We start from the raw sequence: 17,117 nt of genomic DNA, 5'->3' as shown, positions 1-17,117 counted from the left end.
CGCGTTTGAGATTGGTTTTCGTCCCCTCACCAAACAGGAACCCATCGGGTAAAACCACCGCAGCGCGTCCCGTATCGGGCTTGAGCAGGTGCATAATCAACGCCATGAACAAATCGGCAGTTTCGCGGGTTTGGTACTTCTTGGGAAAATTGCTTTCGATTCCATCCTCCTCCATCCCCCCAAACGGCGGATTGGTGATGATGATATCCACCCGATCCTTGGTGCCATAATCCCGCAGCGGACGGCTCAGGGTATTATCGTGAAGGATATTGCTCGGTACATCGATGCCGTGGAGCATCACATTCGTCATCGCCAGCATGTGGGGGAGCGGTTTCTTCTCTACCCCATTCAGATTTTCTTGCAGCGTAATTCGATCTTCAGTGGTTTTGAAAAACGGTTTGAGATATTTGATCGTATTCGTCAAAAAGCCGCCCGTACCACAAGCCGGATCGAGTAATTTCTCGCCCAATTTAGGATCGATAATATCCACCATAAACTGCGTCACCGCACGGGGCGTATAATATTCCCCCGCATTCCCCGCCGATTGCAGATCCGCGAGAATCTTCTCGTAGATATCATTAAATAAATGTCGATCCGTCGAAGAATTAAAATCGACATCTTTTTCGATACTATTAATCACCTGACGCAACAGCGTCCCCGATTTCATATAGTTGTAAGCATCCTCAAATACCGTGCCCACAACCTTCCCCTGCGGCGACACTCCCGCCGCCGTCGCCAAAGTTTTCAGCACTGGAAACAGATGAAATCAATCAATTCCTCACCCGTAATTCCTTCCGCATCCTTCGCCCAATTCGTCCACCGAAACCGACTCGACAACGGCGATTTATATCCAGGAATCGTCAATTCCCATTCCTGCTCCTTATCATCAAAAATCTTCAGAAACAGCAACCACACAATCTGACTAATGCGTTGAGCGTCACCATCGACACCCACATCCTTCCGCATGATGTCCTGAATGGTCTTAATGAGAGTACCGATCGCCATAAGTCAACGTTATTCCAAGAGCAACCATTCTAATCGACTTTGACCTCGATCGATCCAAAACCCCCCTCCGATCGATATGGCGTGCAAATCCCCTCCTCGGAGGGGTGCCCGCCAGGGCGGGGTGGGTAGATCTACGCCGAAGTCCAACCAATCCCAAACGCAGTAATTCGATCGATCCTACGAAATTAGCTTGGCTGATACAATCGATCGAAAACGGATATTTAGGTGTCAACTCGATCGACAAAAACATTCGGAATTGGCTGGACTTCGGCGGAGATCTACCCACCCCGTCGCTTCGCGCCACCCCTCCCAAGAGGGGATTTACATGCGGCATTGGTTGTTAGGCACTGTACAACGATCGCTTCAGCTCCCTAATCGCCTCCTGATATTGAGCCGCCCCGCCAAAAATCCGCACAATTTCCAGCGGCGTACCAAATTGCGTAAACGGCGCAACCGTCAGCACCTAGGTTTCCTCAATCTGCCCTACACCTGCATCCGCATACTTATCCAGCAAGGCTTCCAACACCCGTTGGGCTAGTGCGCCATACTTGGTAAAGTAATCCCGCTTTTTCACCCGCTCCGCCCGTTCCTTGCGCGTCAGGGGTGGCATATCCCAGGCAATATGACAGAGCAAATCGAACGGATCGCAATCTTTACCAATCTCATCAGCTAGAGCTTCAAAAAATATCCCTTCTTTCACCAATTCATCCACGATTGCCTGTTTTTTATCCGCACTACTCCACCGCACCAAAAAATCATCCAGCGATGTGAATTCCTTAGTCAATGTTTTACGAGTATAATCTTTCAGCGATTCGGCGATTAATTTACCGCTCGAATCGTAATATTGCACCCGCTCGGCAATTACTTTTACTTCGACATTTGCCACCACATAGCGACGTACACCCACCTCTTCAACATCAATAGGATCGTCGCCATCAGTCCATTCAAAGCCCCCCTCCGGTTCTGGATAGATGCCATCGATAAAATCTTCACCCTCTGACAGTTCCGGCGGTACTGGCGAATCATCGGGATGTTTTGGCTCATAAATCTGGACAGGATCGCCATCAAAATCAGAGTCAGCGAATAGTTCGGTCGCTTTTTTAAAGTCGATAATTGTAAAATAAAACTTACCGTAATCTTCCTTAATTCGTGTCCCCCGCCCGATAATTTGTTTAAATTCTGTCATCGATTGAATCCGCTGATCCAGCACGATTAATTTACAAGTTTGAGCATCGACACGCGTAGTCATCAGTTTAGAAGTCGTTGCAATCACCGGATATTTAGATTCAGGAAAAATAAAGTTATCAAGTTCCGCTTTCCCCTCCTCATTGTCCCCCGTAATTCGCATCACATATCGCGAATTATCCGCCGCAAGATCGGCATTCTCATTCACCAATGCTTGTCGCATTCGCTCCGCATGGTCGATATTTTCACAAAAGACGATCGTTTTATCAAAACGGTTGGTTGCTTTGAGGAAATCACTCACTTTCTTTGCGACCAATTGAGTGCGCGGATCTAACACCAACTTCTTATCAAAATCTCGCTGATTATAAATCCGATCTTCGATCTCATTCCCGTATTTATCCCTCTCCCCCGCTGCTGGTCGCCACCCTTCCAAATCTCGATCGATATCGATTCTCACTACCTTATACGGCGCAAGAAAACCATCATCAATCCCCTGTCTGAGCGAATATGTATAAATCGGTTCGCCAAAATAATCGATATTAGAAACTTCCTTTGTTTCCTTGGGAGTCGCGGTTAATCCCACCTGAGTCGCCGCTGAAAAATAGTCTAGTATCTGCCGCCAAGCCGAATCCGCCGCCGCACTCCCACGATGACATTCATCAATTACAATCAGGTCAAAGAAATCAGGACTAAATTGTTTATAAATCTTCTGTTCCTCTTCATTCCCCGTCACTGCCTGATACAGCGACAGATAGATTTCATAAGATTTATCCGCCTGTCGCTGTTCGATCTTAGTCATCGCCGAACCAAACGGTTTAAAGTCATTAGTCCTCGTTTGATCGACTAAGATATTGCGATCGGCTAAAAATAAAATCCGTTTCTTCGCCTTCGATTTCCACAGCCGCCAGATAATCTGAAAGGCGGTAAAAGTCTTACCCGTACCCGTCGCCATTACCAGCAAGATTCGATTCTGTTCTTTAGCAATAGCTTCGATGGTTTTATCGATCGCCAATAACTGATAATAACGTGGAGTCTTATTACTCCCATCGCTATAATAATCCTGAGTAACTAACTGCTGCTGCGGTGCAGATAGCCCCCGATGTACGCACCACCTCCGATAAAGTTTCTGGCGATGGAAACTCATCTAAGCCGATTTCTCGCTCGATAATTCCATCCGTAGCAATCTTGTTATGAAACAAGAAGCGATCACCATTCGAGCTAAACACAAACGGCACTTGCAGCAGTTCACCATAACCCAAACCCTGCTGCATTCCATCGCTGACAGAATGCTTATTATCCTTCGCTTCAATTATCGCGATCGGCAGATTAGGCTTATAAAACAGCACATAGTCCGCCCACTTATTTTTCGCGCGGGCGTGCAACTTCCCTCGCACCAAAATCCGCCCATCAGTGAGCGAAAATTCTTCCCGAATCTGCGTCAAAATATCCCAACCCGATCGAACCAACGCTGGGGTAATGTACTTAGTACAGATATCCCGTTCAGAAAGCTGCTTCATATCCATACTTGCGGCTTCCTTCCCATAGTCAATAACAACAAGTTATGAACGGCGAAACGATAATTAAAAACCCCCAGTCAGACTGGAGGTTTTTGATGTAGAGGCAGCACCCAGATTTGAACTGGGGGATGGAGGTTTTGCAGACCTCTGCCTTACCACTTGGCTATGCTGCCACACACAGATTGATAGTATACCAAATTCCCGTGGGAATGCAAATAGGCGATCGAGGCGATCGCGGGCAACCACAGAGAGCTACCCGCAAAAGCGCGGTCAAAATTACATTTCAGCAGCAGCCCGCTCGATCAGGCGTCTTGCCAGGGTTTGTGTACCAGTATGCGTGTAGTAATTGGTACTCACATCGAGGAACGCGCCGAGATAATCGAGTTTATCATCGCTAATTTCGACAAAGTTGCGGAGATTGCCAACAACACTTTCTGGTGTCAAGCCGCGCGAGCTGACGAAATCACTCATCCAGCCGCTGACGTTGCCAAAACTTTCGGTGATAAAGCCTAATTGTCCGCCCGTATCGCCGCCAGGAATTTGATCTTTGATACCCTTGAAGGTTTGATTGTTTTCTAGCTCATTGGGAGCCATACCGCCCATTTTATCCATCACCATGCCGATGAAATCTGGCCCCAAGGGAATCAAGCCGTCAAAACAGACTAATGCTGCCATCCGCATCAGTGATTCGCCACCATAATCGCCCAGAGCGGCCAGGAAGTCACCGATGCTATCGCCAGGAATGCCATTGATCTGACAAAAGGCGACGATTTCAGCTACTAGTTTGACACTGAGATCGATCGTCTGAGCGGTTTCGGCTTTGGGAGTAATATTCCCCAAAAAGCCTAACATCGAGAAGTTTTCGCCAACTTTATTGGCCATAGCAGCAGCACCGAGCAACCGCGAACCAGAGTCTACTGTGTTGTAGAGCCACATGGCAGTTTGATAGCCTTCGCCTTTGTCATTGTACAGAGCGACTGCGCGTTCGCCGATCGCTTGGATATAGTCGGGATCGTCAGTACCAGTGACGACTTTAATCGTATTATCGAAGCCGACGGTATTTTGCCATTGACCGGGAATGACGAAATCCAGGGCATTTAAGGACATGACGGTTAATCCCCCAGTGGGCAACTCGTCTACTAATTCAAAAATTGCTTTACTCACAGATGACTCCTAAATAAATAATGACAATTACAATTCGATCGCATCCGGATAGAGATATTGGTAGAGATGCACCATGCTCATCCGCGCAAATTTAGCTTTGGGGATAACAACAAAAATTCGATTCGATCGATATGTTCGATCGCACACCCATTGGAGCTGGATCGAACTTAGATTTAACAATCGAAACTAGCAAAAATTCTCCAATCGATATATCTAGCCTACTTAAGAGTAGATAGTCCGCCCAGGTTAAACTTTTGCAACCACATCTGACGATCTTCTGCCGTAAAAGACGGATCGCGAGAAGCTACTTTGACTTGGAACCGATTATTAACTAATACACCAGTGCTTTTGAGTGCGGGTTCGTCTAGCAGTGGATAATTATTGAGTTTGCTAGTACTCTTTTCATATTTTTTGGCGGCAGCAGGCAGGCTACTGGTGTCACTGATCGATAGTACGGCGACATTTTTACCGGCCTTGTTCAATTTGGCTTCGGCAAAGCCCTTCTTCTCTTGGGAGAAGACGCGGGCGTAGCCGTTAGCACCTTGCGGGAAAAATTTGTTAAAATCGCCACCAGCTTCCGCGTTTTTAGCGATTGCAGCAGGGGCGTTGCGGCCTGTCGTGTCTTTTTGAGTTTGGGCATACTTGGATGGTTCTTTACTCGAACACCCTGTGACGAGTAAAACCACTGATAATACGATCGGCATTAATGCCTTACGCCAATTAGAAACAATCATACATGCTCCAATTCATAGGGTTGAATATTCTTATTGTTACCTATGGCTGAGAAGTTTGTGGCAGGAAAACCGATCCCGGATCTGGCGGGAATGGGTAGTAATTGGGGTATTAGTTAGTGAGAGTTTAATCAATTTTGCCTAGAGCCAGCTTGAATCAATCGGTCGTGAGCGGACAGAGATCCTGCTTTATTCGTATAATTCGATCGAGTTATCTTGTTTACTATTCTTAAAAATTATGGATATTTTTCCGGCGATCGATCTATTAGATGGCAAGTGCGTGCGACTGTATCAGGGCGATTATGACAAGTCGCAGGTATTTAACGATCGTCCGGCAGAGATGGCTCGCTCGTGGCTGGAACAGGGGGCGACTAAACTGCATTTAGTAGACTTAGATGGTGCCAAAGCCGGACATCCAGTCAATTTAGAGGCGATCGCTAGTATTGTCGAAATGGTGAAAACAACTGCCACCCAACCGATTCAAATTCAGGTGGGTGGAGGACTAAGAACTGAAGCGAGTGTTTGCCAGTTATTAACTTTGGGAGTCGATCGAGTAATTTTAGGGACGGTAGCTGTCGAACAGCCACAATTAGTCCAAGATTTGTGCCAGAAATATCCGCGCCAAATCGTCGTCGGCATCGATGCTCGCGATGGCAAAGTTGCCACCAAGGGCTGGGTGGAGACTTCAACTGTAACAGCGACCGATCTGGCCAAACGAATGGCACAAATGGGCGCGGCAGCGATTATTTATACCGACATTCACCGTGATGGCACGCTGACGGGGCCAAATATCCCGGCATTGAGAGAATTAGCGAGCGGGATCGAAATCCCGGTCATTGCTTCTGGGGGGGTAAGTTCCTTACAGGACTTACTCAGCTTGCTGTCTTTGGGCACGATCGGTGTCACGGGCGCGATTGTCGGTCGCGCGCTGTACACTGGCGAAGTGAAACTCACCGAAGCAATTCGCGCCGTCGGGGATGGCCGTTGGCAAGATGTACCCCCAGACTTGGGTGCAACTAATTTTGCTTAGAGTTGGAGATGACTCGGTGAAGTAAGACTACCAATTCAGTTACCTGTTGACGGCTGAAGTTTTGCAAGATCCCTTGGGCGGCACCGCGAACATCGACCGGAATCGTAATTTGGGCTGCTGGTGTGCTAGCAGCTACAGGGGTAGCTGGAGCCACTGGAGCCACAGTAGAGATCGCTTGCTGGAGCGGCGTGGAAGTGATAATGTCACGATCGCGAGCGGCTGAGAGTAAATCTCCAGCTTGTTTTAATTCGCGAATGACTAGCGGTGCGACGGCATTATAAGTGTTGTGGGGATTAGCGATCGCTTGAGCGGTAGCTTGGACTAGAGCTTGCCAGTTGGCGGCATTTGCTCCGACCTTGGCCAAAGATTGAGCGATACCGACTAATTGTTGGCGACTAGTCGGACTATCGCCTTGTTTGAATAAGACCAACATTTGTTGGAGCGCAGTCGTGACGGTAGCCACGATATCGATTGGCGGTGCCATCACAGCAGTACCACCACCAATAGCCGCAGCGGCAATCGGAGCTTCGCGGCTGATTGTATCTTGGGTGTTGGAATTGAGCATTTCTTCGAGATACTCTTGCAACGCCACAAAGTTAGCAGCCGAGCCAGATAGGATCTCAGCGACAAATTCAGGACGCAAACTCATTGTTGGCGAAGTTGCGAGTTCTTCTACCAAGGCTTTGAGCGCGTCATAACCTTTGAGAAATAGCGTTTCCAATTTCTGGTCGATCGGCACGGGATGATCCCGTAAGATCTTAAAGCAATCTTCTAACTTGTGAGCGGTGGCTTGAATCCCTTCAAACCCCAGCATCGCTGCACCACCTTTAATCGAGTGGGCGGCTCGAAACATTTCATTGACACGTTCGGCATCTGAGATCACTTCGGCCAGGTCTAATAACCCTTGTTCTACTGTCTCTAGATGTTCCTGTGCTTCTTCAATGAAGTAGTGAATAATTTGCTGCTTGTTATCGTCCATTTTCCTGTTCCTAAACAGATATTTTTTATATCTCAATCCAAGTGCGAGTTAACATCAACTATTTGATTATTAGTTGAAAGATCGCCCGACTTAATGTAGTTGAATCTCATTGGCAGAGCTGCTGGACAATAGCATCGCTATTGCCATCGATCTGCTGTGCTATGAAGCAGTACCTCTCAAAGATAAACGTAAGCTGTCAACCGCAGGCGCAGATTGAAGCACACATCATAGTTTTAATAGATAACGATCTGGATAAAATCACAAATAACGAGCGATTACGCCATGCAATGGCAGCGATCGGCTCTATTCTATGTTACCCAAATCGATCGTTAGATATATCAACTAGGAAATTTACTAAATATTAGTGGTTTTAATTCCTGAGTTGAATCTGAAGATCGTTAACATCACCTTTGCTGGTGAAAATTCACTCAAATCATATGTTAAGTCCGTAAGATATGAAGATTTGCTGCTCCGCACCCGATCGATCGGATCGAGACAATTGCTGCTGGACAGTGATGCTCCTGCTGACGACACGTTGCCGCTCGGCCAAGCTTCTACTGTCAAAAGACATCCTGAATCTAAAATTAGCATTCCCACAAATACTCAAAAACGATCGGATCGCCACTGTGATGACGTCGGAGTTGTCTTTTCGATCGCCGATCTGCTCAGCAGAGGCTGTGCCAACGAGGAAGCGTAAAGTATAATGTGATAAAGAGATCCAAAGCCCGATCGTCTTTTTTCCTCATCCCGCATGGGCCGCTCACCCGATGCGCTTCTGACATGAACTTTGCTCTTCAATACCCCATTTTCGGTCCAGAGATTCAGTGTCCCCATTGTCGGCAAACCATCTCCGCCTTGACACTCACCGATACATATTTATGCTCTCGACATGGGGCTTTTGAAGCCGATCCGCACACTAGTGAACTGGTGCATCTGCAATCTAGCCGCCATTGGTGTCTGTGGGAGGGTGAATGGTATCGCCAACATACTCATCCCGACGGCATTCGGTTCGAGATTCACGATGCTTTGGACAAACTCTATACTCAAGGCTACCGTGCTACCAAGGTGATCATTGCCGAACGCTATCGGGACTTAATCGGCAGCTATCTCGTCGGTGAAACTACTGGTAAGGAACATCGCCACCACCAATGGATGGGTGCGACAGATGCCGCCACGACGATGCCACGGCTATTTGGACTACCTGTCGAATTTAGTCCCGAACCCACGACAGTCCCTTGCTGGAAAGTAATCAATTTCGATCTCGAAAAAGAGCCAGGAATTCCCGTTCAGTATCCTTATTTTCGGATGTCTCCGTGAAATTAGTGGATGGTGAATAGTGAATAGTGGATAGTACTTTGAAGAAAGACTTATTTCTTCTAGCTCAAACGATCGACTGTGTTGGTATGCCCACTATCCACTATCCACTATTCACTATCCCCTTCCATGCTTCACCACATCTCGATCCGCACCGCCGATATTCATCGATCGATCGCTTTTTATGAATGCTTGGGGTTTAAAATTAGCGATCGATTTACGACTGGTTATACCCTGGCCTGCTGGATGTCAGGACTCGGCGGTCGGATCGAACTGATCCAAATTCCCGAACCGAAGCCAGCTCCAGATGCTTTTGGCGACGAACATTATGTCGGTTATTATCATCTCTCCTTCGATCTGACCGATGTGGCCGTAAATTTGACGACTTGGCTGGCGGAATTCACCGCAACTTTACAATCGATCGATCTGCCCGCACCAACAGTGTTACTCGCTCCGGCGCAGCAAAGTATTGGGGCTAAAGTCTATGAAGTGGCTTTCATCGCCGATCCCGACCGCCTCCCCTTAGAATTCATCCATCGCAATCGATCGATTTAAATCTCCAATTGTAAACAAGTATTAAGATGTAACGTCAAGACGCTTTGACAGCTTGACAGTCAAAAATTAACCGATTACAGTGGAGGCATACCCGGGTAAAGCAGTTGAGAATCGTATGGAAGACAAGCAAAAGGTCACTTTGTACCTGCCGCAACAACTACATCGTCAGTTGAAGATTCGATCGGCCGTAGACGCTGATTCAATGTCCAACATCGTCGAAAAAGCTGTGGAATTTTATCTCAATCACTCCGAAGTGGTTGACGGGGTGGAATCGTATGGTTCGACGCACCAAATTTATAACTGTCCTGAATGCGAGCATCCGGTCGTGATTAGGGATGGGGAAATGGTTGCTATCGGCCAACAGCCAGGATTGTTAAGCGACGAGCAAGCGATCCAGACGGACAAAGTAGGTGTCTCTCGTCACTCTCACCCGCAGCAAGATCTAGCCGTCGTTGGATAACAGACGTGCGGGCTGAGTCGTCAGGTAAAAACTTCGCGATACTAAGGTAAATCTAGTAGCTAGAGTTAGGGTAGTCACCATCTTTCGAGGATAGATATTCATGCAAGAAGAGCTAAATATTCTAATTCAAGCTCAATATCCCCTTATCTATCTCGTCACCGCCGAGGAGGATCGGGCCGAAAAGGAAGTTGCCAAAATCTCCCAGATGAAGCAACAACCTCGCAAGTTATACGTCTGGACGTTAACTCATGGGATGGTGGAGCACGGACAAGCCCGTACGACCCAGCACAACACGATCTCGCCTGAAGCCGCGATCGAGTGGACGACTCGGCACAAGGAGCCAGCTATTTTTATCTTTAAGGATTTACACCCTTTCAAAGATTCGGCAGCGGTGACGCGGTGGCTACGCGATGCAATCGCGAGTTTCCAGGGCACACAGAAAACGATTATTCTGATGTCCCCCGTCCAACAGGTGCCGATCGAGTTGGAAAAGGAAGTAGTCGTAATTGACTTCGCCATGCCAGATCTGGCCGAACTCGATCGAGTCCTAACTCATCAATTAGATAGTACGCGCCAAAATCGCCTCACCAACGAGGGTCGCGAAAAGCTCCTTAAAGCTTCACTCGGACTCACCAAAGATGAAGCCGAAAAAGTCTACCGCAAAGCCTACGTCAAACGCGGCAAAATTACTGAAGCCGAAGTAGATGTGATCTTGTCGGAGAAGAAGCAACTGATCCGTCGGAATGGGATTCTTGAATTCATCGAAGAAGACGAAACAATCGATTCTGTCGGCGGATTAGATGAACTCAAAGGCTGGCTGGTGCAGCGTTCGGGTGCCTTCACCGAACGAGCGCGATCGTACGGACTACCCCAACCGAAAGGGATGCTGATTCTCGGTGTACCGGGCTGCGGTAAATCCCTGATTGCCAAAACCACGTCTCGACTGTGGGGGCTACCATTGCTCAGACTAGATATGGGTCGAGTGTATGACGGCTCGATGGTGGGACGCTCGGAAGCCAATCTGCGCGGCGCACTCAAGACTGCCGAATCAATCTCGCCAGCAATTCTATTTATCGACGAACTCGATAAAGCGTTTGCCGGAACAGCGGGTTCGGGTGACTCCGATGGTGGTACCTCCAGCCGAATCTTTGGCTCCTTTCTAACCTGGATGCAGGAAAAAACCTCACCGATCTTCGTGATGGCTACTGCCAACCGCGTCGAACGACTACCAGGTGAGTTCTTGCGCAAAGGCCGATTCGATGAAATCTTCTTTGTCGATCTGCCGACTCAATCCGAACGGGAAGCCGTATTTAGTATTCACTTAAGTAAGCGCAAGCGAGATTTAGAACGCTTCGACCTGTCTCAACTAGCCAAAGTTGCTGATGGATTCTCAGGCGCTGAAATAGAACAAGCTTTGATCGCCGCGATGTATGATGCCTTTGCGCAAAACCGAGAGTTTACGCAATTAGATATCATCGCTGCCATTAAAGCTACTCTGCCCCTCTCGCGGACAATGACAGAGCAGGTAACTGCTTTGCGAGATTGGGCAAGACAGCGAGCGCGTCCCGCCGCTGCCTCAGTCGCGGAATATCACCGACTGGAGTTTTAACAAGCTTGCTCCGATTTATTCGGAGTTAAGGTGCTAGTCAATTCGATTGGGGAATACTTAACCTATCGACACTAGCAAGGAGACCAGATTTCGATCGACTGACAAATTCGATCGATGACCGTAACAGTTCAAGTTGTCGTTTCGCCTAACTCACTTTTATTGGAGGAAACCGATATGTCTCACTTTAGCACTCTCCGTACCAAAATCACCGACGCTGAAATCCTCAAAACTTCTTTGCGCGATCTCGGTATTAATGTCAAGACTGAAACCGACTTGCGGGGCTACCAAGGTCAGCGCGTGCGGGCTGATATCGTCGCCATCTTAGAAGGCGAGTACGACCTCGGTTGGTCTCGCAATGCTGATGGTTCTTTTGACCTTATTGCCGACCTTTGGGGCGTTGCCAAAAAGCACAACCAAACTGAGTTAATTAACTCGATCAACCAAAAGTACGCGGTCAATAAAACTTTATCTGAAGTTCAACAACGTGGTGGTTTACAAAACGCCAATGTTACTTTGGTTCTTCAATAGTAACTGTTTCATTGATTCCCAAACTAAAGGGGTCGATCTTTAATCAGATCGACCCCTTTTTATCCTTTGCTAGGGCGGGCGGGTTCGTAGTTATTTTGGTTTTTTCCGTAGCTAATTGCATAAACCCGCCCCTTGTATCTTAGAGGAACAGACAAACGATCGATTTGGTAAGGCATTCGCCAACACCAGGCGATCAAAACAAACCAAGTAGCGGAGGCAAGGTAAAGAAATCAGAACAGGTAGTTTAGATCGATCGCCCCACCAATATCTTTCAAATCGTTTTTATTGATCGAGACCGTGGGACTCTTAGTCTATAGATGTATTAAGATCGATCGAGATGACACCAGAAGAATTAGCAACAGTAATTGAGCAAGCCAAAAAAGATCGATCGACTAGATCGTAATTTAATATCGCGATTATAAGTCTCGATGGGTAAATGGTTTGGCATTCTCGCCTGTATAGGTAGCCGCGATATGTCCGTTGCCGCTGAGTTGATATTTATAAGTCACCAAGCCTTCTAAGCCGACTGGCCCGCGTGGGGGCATCTTTTGGGTACTGATCCCGACTTCTGCCCCAAAGCCATAGCGGAAACCATCGGAAAAGCGGGTCGAACAATTGTGAAAAACATTCGCCGCATCGACTTGATCGATAAATACCTTCGCACTAGTCAGGTTGTCCGTGACAATACTATCCGTATGCCGCGAACCGTAGGTATTGATATGGGTAATTGCTGCATCTAGATCGGGGACAATTTGGATGGCGATAATCAGATCGCTATATTCAGTCGCCCAATCAGTCGCAATCGCTAAATCGACAGTCAGATGCAGCTCGTTGCCCAAGATTTGATGTCCGAGTTCGCTGAGTCTGACTTCGACGCTATGTGCTTGCAATCGATCGATGATTATTGGTAAAAACTTACTGGCGATCGATCGATGGATTAAGAGAGTTTCGATCGCATTACAGGCTGCGGGATATTGAGTTTTAGAATCAATGGTAATCGCAATTGCTTTGTCAAAATCCGCCTCACGATCGATATAAAGATGACAAATCCCGTCGGCATGTCCCAATACGGGAATGCGGGTATTGTCCTGGACATATTTGACAAATTCATTAGAACCACGCGGGATAATCAGATCGATCTCGCGATCCAATTTCAGAAGTTCGTTAGTCTCCGCACGAGTAGTCAAGAGCTGAATCACATCGGGATTGACTTGCGACTGCGCCAATCCGATCTTAATTGCTTTAACTAATGCCGTGCAAGAGGCGATCGCTTCTTTGCCACCTTTGAGAATCACCCCATTACCCGATTTGATTGCCAAACTAGCAATCTGGATCACCGCATCGGGACGCGCCTCGAAGATTACGCCTAAGACGCCTACCGGACAGCTCACGCGCTGCATAATTAATCCAGTATCGATTTCGCGGTGAATCTGCATTTGACCGACTGGATCGGCTAATTTAGCCACATCGAGCACGCCGATGATCGCGCCGTTGAGTTTGGTAGCATCTAGTTTCAAGCGGGCATATAAAGCTGGGGCAATTTCGCCCTCTGCTGCTTGGCAATCGGTGACGTTAGCAGCAACGATTTCGGCGGCGTGGTCTTCTAAAGATTTAGCGATTGCTTCAATGGCAGCATTTTTAGCTGCCGTTGGCAGATTGGCTAAATGTTGGGCAGCTAGTCGAGTTGTTTGGGCGATTTCGGTCAGCATACTTTTTAGACTTGAGGGATTAGGCTGTAGGCTCTAGGCTTGAGCGATCTGTTTAGATGGTGGATACTGCCGACCAAACAGGTTTTTGTTAATCCCGTTCTTTAAAACTGTAGCTGAAGGTTAGGCAATATCTAGGATCTGAGCACAATAACTACTTGCGCCGTTTTTGGAGTTCGCGGTAGACATCGCGAATACTGACGTGGTGGTGCGCGAGAGCGACAAGGGTATGGTAAAACAAATCGGCGGCTTCGCCAGCAATTTCCTGAGGTCGATCGTCTTTACAGGCCATCACGACTTCGACTGCTTCTTCGCCGATTTTCTTGAGAATTTTGTTGTCGCCACCAGCAAATAGAGTTTGGGTGTAGGAACCCTCGCGGGGATGGTCGCGGCGATCGCAAATGGTCTGATATAAATCTGAGAGGGTATCGGCGGGTGGTGCGACTGTGGTCGCCGCAATTTGGTGGAAGCAACTCCGCTCGCCCGTATGACAAGCAATGTCGCCAATTTGCTCGACGGAGACGAGCAGGGCATCGCTATCGCAGTCATAGCGAAGATCTCTGACATGTTGGATGTGGCCGCTGGTGGCTCCTTTGTGCCAAAATTCCTGGCGGGAACGACTCCAGAACCAAGTTTCACCAGTAGCCAGCGTCTTTTGCAGCGACTCGCGATTCATCCAGGCCATCATCAGCACCGTACCATCCAGGTAATCTTGAACGATCGCGGGTACTAGACCCCGATCGTCATATTTAATCCGATCGATCGGAATAGCTTGATGTAGACTGCTAGATTCATCAACGGACATGAGTTTGAAGCTCGCAAAATAGTAAGACTGGGCGATCGATAATCTGCCTGAGGGTATTTTACCATTCAGAAGTCTGCCCATCGCGACTAGTCCAGCATCGCGATCGTCACCACCGTTAGATCCCGATTTTGTCATGCCCTCAAACGCAACAAGTCACGATCGTCCCGTTTGACTAGAGCGGTCGGCGACTAACCACTTACACCGATTTGACTTCTTCGAGGGCAATTTCTTGCATCTTCCCAGCAAAATCATTGTCTGGAGTCAGGAACAACATGCAGTGACATTCCTTGCGTTCGCGCATCGGCACGCACGGGCAGTTCCAAAAAGCAGCTTTCACTTCGGCTTCTTTGTCCTCATAGTGGCGACAAGGGCACAGCGGCGAACCTAACTCTTCCTTGTTTTTTGCCAAGCCCTTAATCACGACAGCAGTTACCGAAAGATCGACACAGAAATAAGTATCAGTGTTTTTAGCATAGGTTTCGGAGAAATGCCTCATCGCTTCGAGTGTTTTATCGCTAGGTTCGCTCGGTTTATCGCTGCTGTCCTTGGTTGCTGCTGGATTCATAACCATCAAGTTAATGAGTAAGTGATTAGTTGTTCTAGCATTTTACCGAAAAAGTTGTCATCTGGCGATTGATTGTTGAAGTTGCGGCAAGGGCGATCGAGTACCGATCCACCACTTAGATCTGAATTGTTTGCATTAGTGTAGTCTAAACAACCATTGTAACTTTCAAACCAAGAGAATTTCCATGATCTTAAATATTCAAAAAGTAAATCACAATCGCTAGAAAATGTCTTCTTCGTTACTGTTGTTTGCCAACCTAAACCTTCATAATAGCACATAGATCGCAGGCAGAATATCTGTCGATCGACTGATGCAATTGTTAGGTATTGACAATATCATACGCACATTAGCTAGATATATAAAAAACTATTATATGCAAATCATCATTCAACTAGATGCTGAAACAGCCCGTCAGCTAGACGAAATTCAAAAGCACACAAATCAAGAGTATACTCTGGTCATCCAGCAAGGGATCGGACTTTACTATCAACAATTACAGCCACATCGACAGTTTTATATGGAAACGAAAAAACACTATGAACTAGTAGGTAGTGCGCCAGCAAATACTAGCGCAAATTAAAGATCGGAAATAAATTAGGTTCGACCCGATCTCCCTAAGTATATAGGGAGGTTTTTGTTGTTGGATCTAGGGCGAACCAGCACGCCAGATTGAGTTAGGATAATAACGGTAAGTATCGATTTTTTAGTCGCGCTCATGAACTCACCGCAACTATCGACAGAGCAGCTATCTGCTTATCTAAAAGTAGCAGCAACAGCAGCATTAGCCGCTGGCGAAGTATTACAAGCTTGTTGGGGAAAAGTGGAATCGATCGTCGAAAAAGGTCGTCCCGGCGATCTAGTAACCGAAGCTGACCAGCAAGCTGAAGCCGTAATTTTAGATATTATCCGCCAACATTTCCCCACCCATTCAATTTTGGCAGAAGAGTCGGGACAATTTGGCGAACTGGAAGCTGAATACCTGTGGGCGATCGATCCCCTCGATGGCACGACGAATTATGCCCACCAGTATCCATTCTCCGCCGCGTCGATCGGGTTATTAATCAATGGCGTACCGACTGTCGGCGCGATCTACGATCCCTTTCATCGCGAACTATTCTGTGGCGCGATCGGTTTAGGCTCAACCTGCAACGATCAGCCGATTCGCGTTTCCAGTGTCGATAAATTAGCTCAAAGCTTACTAGTAACTGGCTTTGCCTACGATCGCCGCGAAACCCCAGATAATAATTATCAAGAATTTTGCTACCTCACCCACATCACCCAAGGCGTCAGACGCGCCGGCGCAGCCTCGATCGATCTAGCCTACGTCGCCTGTGGGCGATTAGATGGCTATTGGGAACGAGGACTATCACCCTGGGATTTAGCCGCAGGCGTGGCGATCGTCGAAGCCGCAGGCGGCATAGTAACAGCATACGATCGCAGTAAATTCGACATTCGATCGGGTCGCATTCTTGCTACCAATAGCAAACTTCATGCCGAACTCAGCCAGGAACTACTGCACGTCGCTAGTATCAAGCCTTGGTCTTGGCTATAGAGGAGCGGGGAGCGGGGAGCGGGGAGCGGGGAGCGGGGAGCGGGGTAGGGAATAGTTGCTGTACCACCGTATGGGAGTTGGGAGAGGAGATGACAAGTTAAGTATTAAATAACTTCAAGTCCGGTAGCCCTCAACGATCGATTACGAGATTGCCAGTATGCTCTCCGCCTTTCGACGGGCAGGGTGGATTAATTGTAACTAGGGCAAAGCTAAAACCCTAGTTTTTAGTCTTCAACCACCCTGAAATAAATTTCGGGCTAATAGCAAAAGTTCACTGAAGTGAACTGAAACATTTTCCTTCTGATGTATGAAACCACCCTGCCTTCGCCTTCCGACGGGGGGTCTGGGGGTTGAACCCCCAGATCTAGGTATTGTGCAATCGCCATTACGACCCCCACCCCGCTTCACACAG

Annotated in this window: 15 protein-coding genes, 1 tRNA gene and 2 pseudogenes; 9 read left to right on the top strand and 9 right to left on the bottom strand. The window is 47.7% G+C overall.

Features of this window, described 5'->3' with window-relative positions:
* From RMO27_RS07225 to RMO27_RS07195, 5 genes and pseudogenes are all read right to left on the bottom strand, one after another.
* Positions 1-1,005, bottom strand: a pseudogene (locus RMO27_RS07225) (N-6 DNA methylase); the annotation flags it as partial.
* Between the two features lie 340 nt (positions 1,006-1,345).
* Positions 1,346-3,713: pseudogene (gene hsdR, locus RMO27_RS07215) on the bottom strand (EcoAI/FtnUII family type I restriction enzme subunit R).
* A 95-nt stretch (positions 3,714-3,808) separates the two neighbouring features.
* Positions 3,809-3,880, bottom strand: a tRNA-Cys gene (locus RMO27_RS07205).
* A 103-nt stretch (positions 3,881-3,983) separates the two neighbouring features.
* A complete protein-coding gene (locus RMO27_RS07200) occupies positions 3,984-4,871 on the bottom strand; it encodes a hypothetical protein (protein WP_309730953.1) in 888 nt (295 codons plus the stop codon).
* Positions 4,872-5,089: 218 nt separating this feature from the next.
* A complete protein-coding gene (locus RMO27_RS07195; RefSeq protein ID WP_309730952.1) occupies positions 5,090-5,605 on the bottom strand; it encodes a hypothetical protein in 516 nt (171 codons plus the stop codon).
* Between the two features lie 235 nt (positions 5,606-5,840).
* On the opposite strand from RMO27_RS07195, the gene hisA reads away from it, so the two are divergent.
* Positions 5,841-6,632 (top strand): 1-(5-phosphoribosyl)-5-[(5-phosphoribosylamino)methylideneamino]imidazole-4-carboxamide isomerase, encoded by a 792-nt coding sequence (gene hisA, locus RMO27_RS07190; protein ID WP_309730951.1) that lies wholly within the window; start codon positions 5,841-5,843, stop codon positions 6,630-6,632.
* Here hisA and RMO27_RS07185 read toward each other — a convergent pair.
* A complete protein-coding gene (locus tag RMO27_RS07185) occupies positions 6,619-7,611 on the bottom strand; it encodes an Hpt domain-containing protein (protein WP_309730950.1) in 993 nt (330 codons plus the stop codon). The two genes, hisA and RMO27_RS07185, sit on opposite strands and share 14 nt — an antisense overlap.
* Positions 7,612-7,975: 364 nt before the next feature.
* Between RMO27_RS07185 and RMO27_RS07180 the strand changes: the two genes are divergently transcribed.
* The 6 genes from RMO27_RS07180 (at position 7,976) to RMO27_RS07155 (ending at position 12,077) form a co-directional block, all read left to right on the top strand.
* On the top strand, positions 7,976-8,308 hold the full coding sequence (locus RMO27_RS07180) for a hypothetical protein (protein ID WP_309730949.1): 333 nt from the start codon (positions 7,976-7,978) through the stop codon (positions 8,306-8,308).
* Between the two features lie 83 nt (positions 8,309-8,391).
* Positions 8,392-8,928 (top strand): TIGR02652 family protein, encoded by a 537-nt coding sequence (locus RMO27_RS07175; RefSeq protein ID WP_309730948.1) that lies wholly within the window; start codon positions 8,392-8,394, stop codon positions 8,926-8,928.
* Between the two features lie 126 nt (positions 8,929-9,054).
* Complete coding sequence (locus RMO27_RS07170; RefSeq protein WP_309730947.1) at positions 9,055-9,480, top strand: VOC family protein; 426 nt, start codon at positions 9,055-9,057, stop codon at positions 9,478-9,480.
* Between the two features lie 115 nt (positions 9,481-9,595).
* Entirely contained in the window at positions 9,596-9,940 is a 345-nt protein-coding gene (locus RMO27_RS07165; RefSeq protein ID WP_309730946.1) for a hypothetical protein, read from the top strand.
* Positions 9,941-10,040: 100 nt separating this feature from the next.
* Positions 10,041-11,549 (top strand): AAA family ATPase, encoded by a 1,509-nt coding sequence (locus tag RMO27_RS07160; RefSeq protein WP_309730945.1) that lies wholly within the window; start codon positions 10,041-10,043, stop codon positions 11,547-11,549.
* Positions 11,550-11,723: 174 nt separating this feature from the next.
* Positions 11,724-12,077 (top strand): DUF1257 domain-containing protein, encoded by a 354-nt coding sequence (locus RMO27_RS07155; protein ID WP_015161237.1) that lies wholly within the window; start codon positions 11,724-11,726, stop codon positions 12,075-12,077.
* 416 nt (positions 12,078-12,493) lie between these two features.
* Here RMO27_RS07155 and RMO27_RS07150 read toward each other — a convergent pair whose 3' ends face one another.
* The 3 genes from RMO27_RS07150 to RMO27_RS07140 form a co-directional block, all read right to left on the bottom strand.
* Complete coding sequence (locus RMO27_RS07150; protein WP_309730944.1) at positions 12,494-13,786, bottom strand: glutamate-5-semialdehyde dehydrogenase; 1,293 nt, start codon at positions 13,784-13,786, stop codon at positions 12,494-12,496.
* 151 nt (positions 13,787-13,937) lie between these two features.
* Complete coding sequence (gene hisIE, locus RMO27_RS07145) at positions 13,938-14,588, bottom strand: bifunctional phosphoribosyl-AMP cyclohydrolase/phosphoribosyl-ATP diphosphatase HisIE (protein WP_309730957.1); 651 nt, start codon at positions 14,586-14,588, stop codon at positions 13,938-13,940.
* 196 nt (positions 14,589-14,784) lie between these two features.
* Complete coding sequence (locus tag RMO27_RS07140) at positions 14,785-15,159, bottom strand: ferredoxin-thioredoxin reductase catalytic domain-containing protein (RefSeq protein WP_309730943.1); 375 nt, start codon at positions 15,157-15,159, stop codon at positions 14,785-14,787.
* Positions 15,160-15,526: 367 nt separating this feature from the next.
* On the opposite strand from RMO27_RS07140, the gene RMO27_RS07135 reads away from it, so the two are divergent.
* Positions 15,527-15,733 carry a hypothetical protein gene (locus RMO27_RS07135; RefSeq protein WP_309730942.1) on the top strand — a complete coding sequence of 69 codons (207 nt, stop codon included), beginning with the start codon at positions 15,527-15,529 and terminating at the stop codon, positions 15,731-15,733.
* A 135-nt stretch (positions 15,734-15,868) separates the two neighbouring features.
* On the top strand, positions 15,869-16,705 hold the full coding sequence (locus RMO27_RS07130) for an inositol monophosphatase family protein (protein WP_309730941.1): 837 nt from the start codon (positions 15,869-15,871) through the stop codon (positions 16,703-16,705).
* Positions 16,706-17,117 lie beyond the last annotated feature (412 nt).

The organism is Chamaesiphon sp. OTE_75_metabat_556 (genome assembly GCF_031378165.1).
In the GTDB taxonomy this organism is placed as follows: domain Bacteria; phylum Cyanobacteriota; class Cyanobacteriia; order Cyanobacteriales; family Chamaesiphonaceae; genus Chamaesiphon.
This window is presented reverse-complemented; position numbering and strand designations above follow the sequence as displayed.

Excerpts from the sequence above, each read along its gene's own strand:
- RMO27_RS07195 (WP_309730952.1), bottom strand. The coding sequence starts at position 5,605 with ATGATTGTTTCTAATTGGCGTAAGGCATTAATGCCGATCGTATTATCA.
- hisA (WP_309730951.1), top strand. The coding sequence starts at position 5,841 with ATGGATATTTTTCCGGCGATCGATCTATTAGATGGCAAGTGCGTGCGA.
- RMO27_RS07185 (WP_309730950.1), bottom strand. The coding sequence starts at position 7,611 with ATGGACGATAACAAGCAGCAAATTATTCACTACTTCATTGAAGAAGCA.
- RMO27_RS07175 (WP_309730948.1), top strand. The coding sequence starts at position 8,392 with ATGAACTTTGCTCTTCAATACCCCATTTTCGGTCCAGAGATTCAGTGT.
- RMO27_RS07170 (WP_309730947.1), top strand. The coding sequence starts at position 9,055 with ATGCTTCACCACATCTCGATCCGCACCGCCGATATTCATCGATCGATC.
- RMO27_RS07165 (WP_309730946.1), top strand. The coding sequence starts at position 9,596 with ATGGAAGACAAGCAAAAGGTCACTTTGTACCTGCCGCAACAACTACAT.
- RMO27_RS07160 (WP_309730945.1), top strand. The coding sequence starts at position 10,041 with ATGCAAGAAGAGCTAAATATTCTAATTCAAGCTCAATATCCCCTTATC.
- RMO27_RS07155 (WP_015161237.1), top strand. The coding sequence starts at position 11,724 with ATGTCTCACTTTAGCACTCTCCGTACCAAAATCACCGACGCTGAAATC.
- RMO27_RS07150 (WP_309730944.1), bottom strand. The coding sequence starts at position 13,786 with ATGCTGACCGAAATCGCCCAAACAACTCGACTAGCTGCCCAACATTTA.
- hisIE (WP_309730957.1), bottom strand. The coding sequence starts at position 14,588 with ATGTCCGTTGATGAATCTAGCAGTCTACATCAAGCTATTCCGATCGAT.
- RMO27_RS07140 (WP_309730943.1), bottom strand. The coding sequence starts at position 15,159 with ATGGTTATGAATCCAGCAGCAACCAAGGACAGCAGCGATAAACCGAGC.
- RMO27_RS07135 (WP_309730942.1), top strand. The coding sequence starts at position 15,527 with ATGCAAATCATCATTCAACTAGATGCTGAAACAGCCCGTCAGCTAGAC.
- RMO27_RS07130 (WP_309730941.1), top strand. The coding sequence starts at position 15,869 with ATGAACTCACCGCAACTATCGACAGAGCAGCTATCTGCTTATCTAAAA.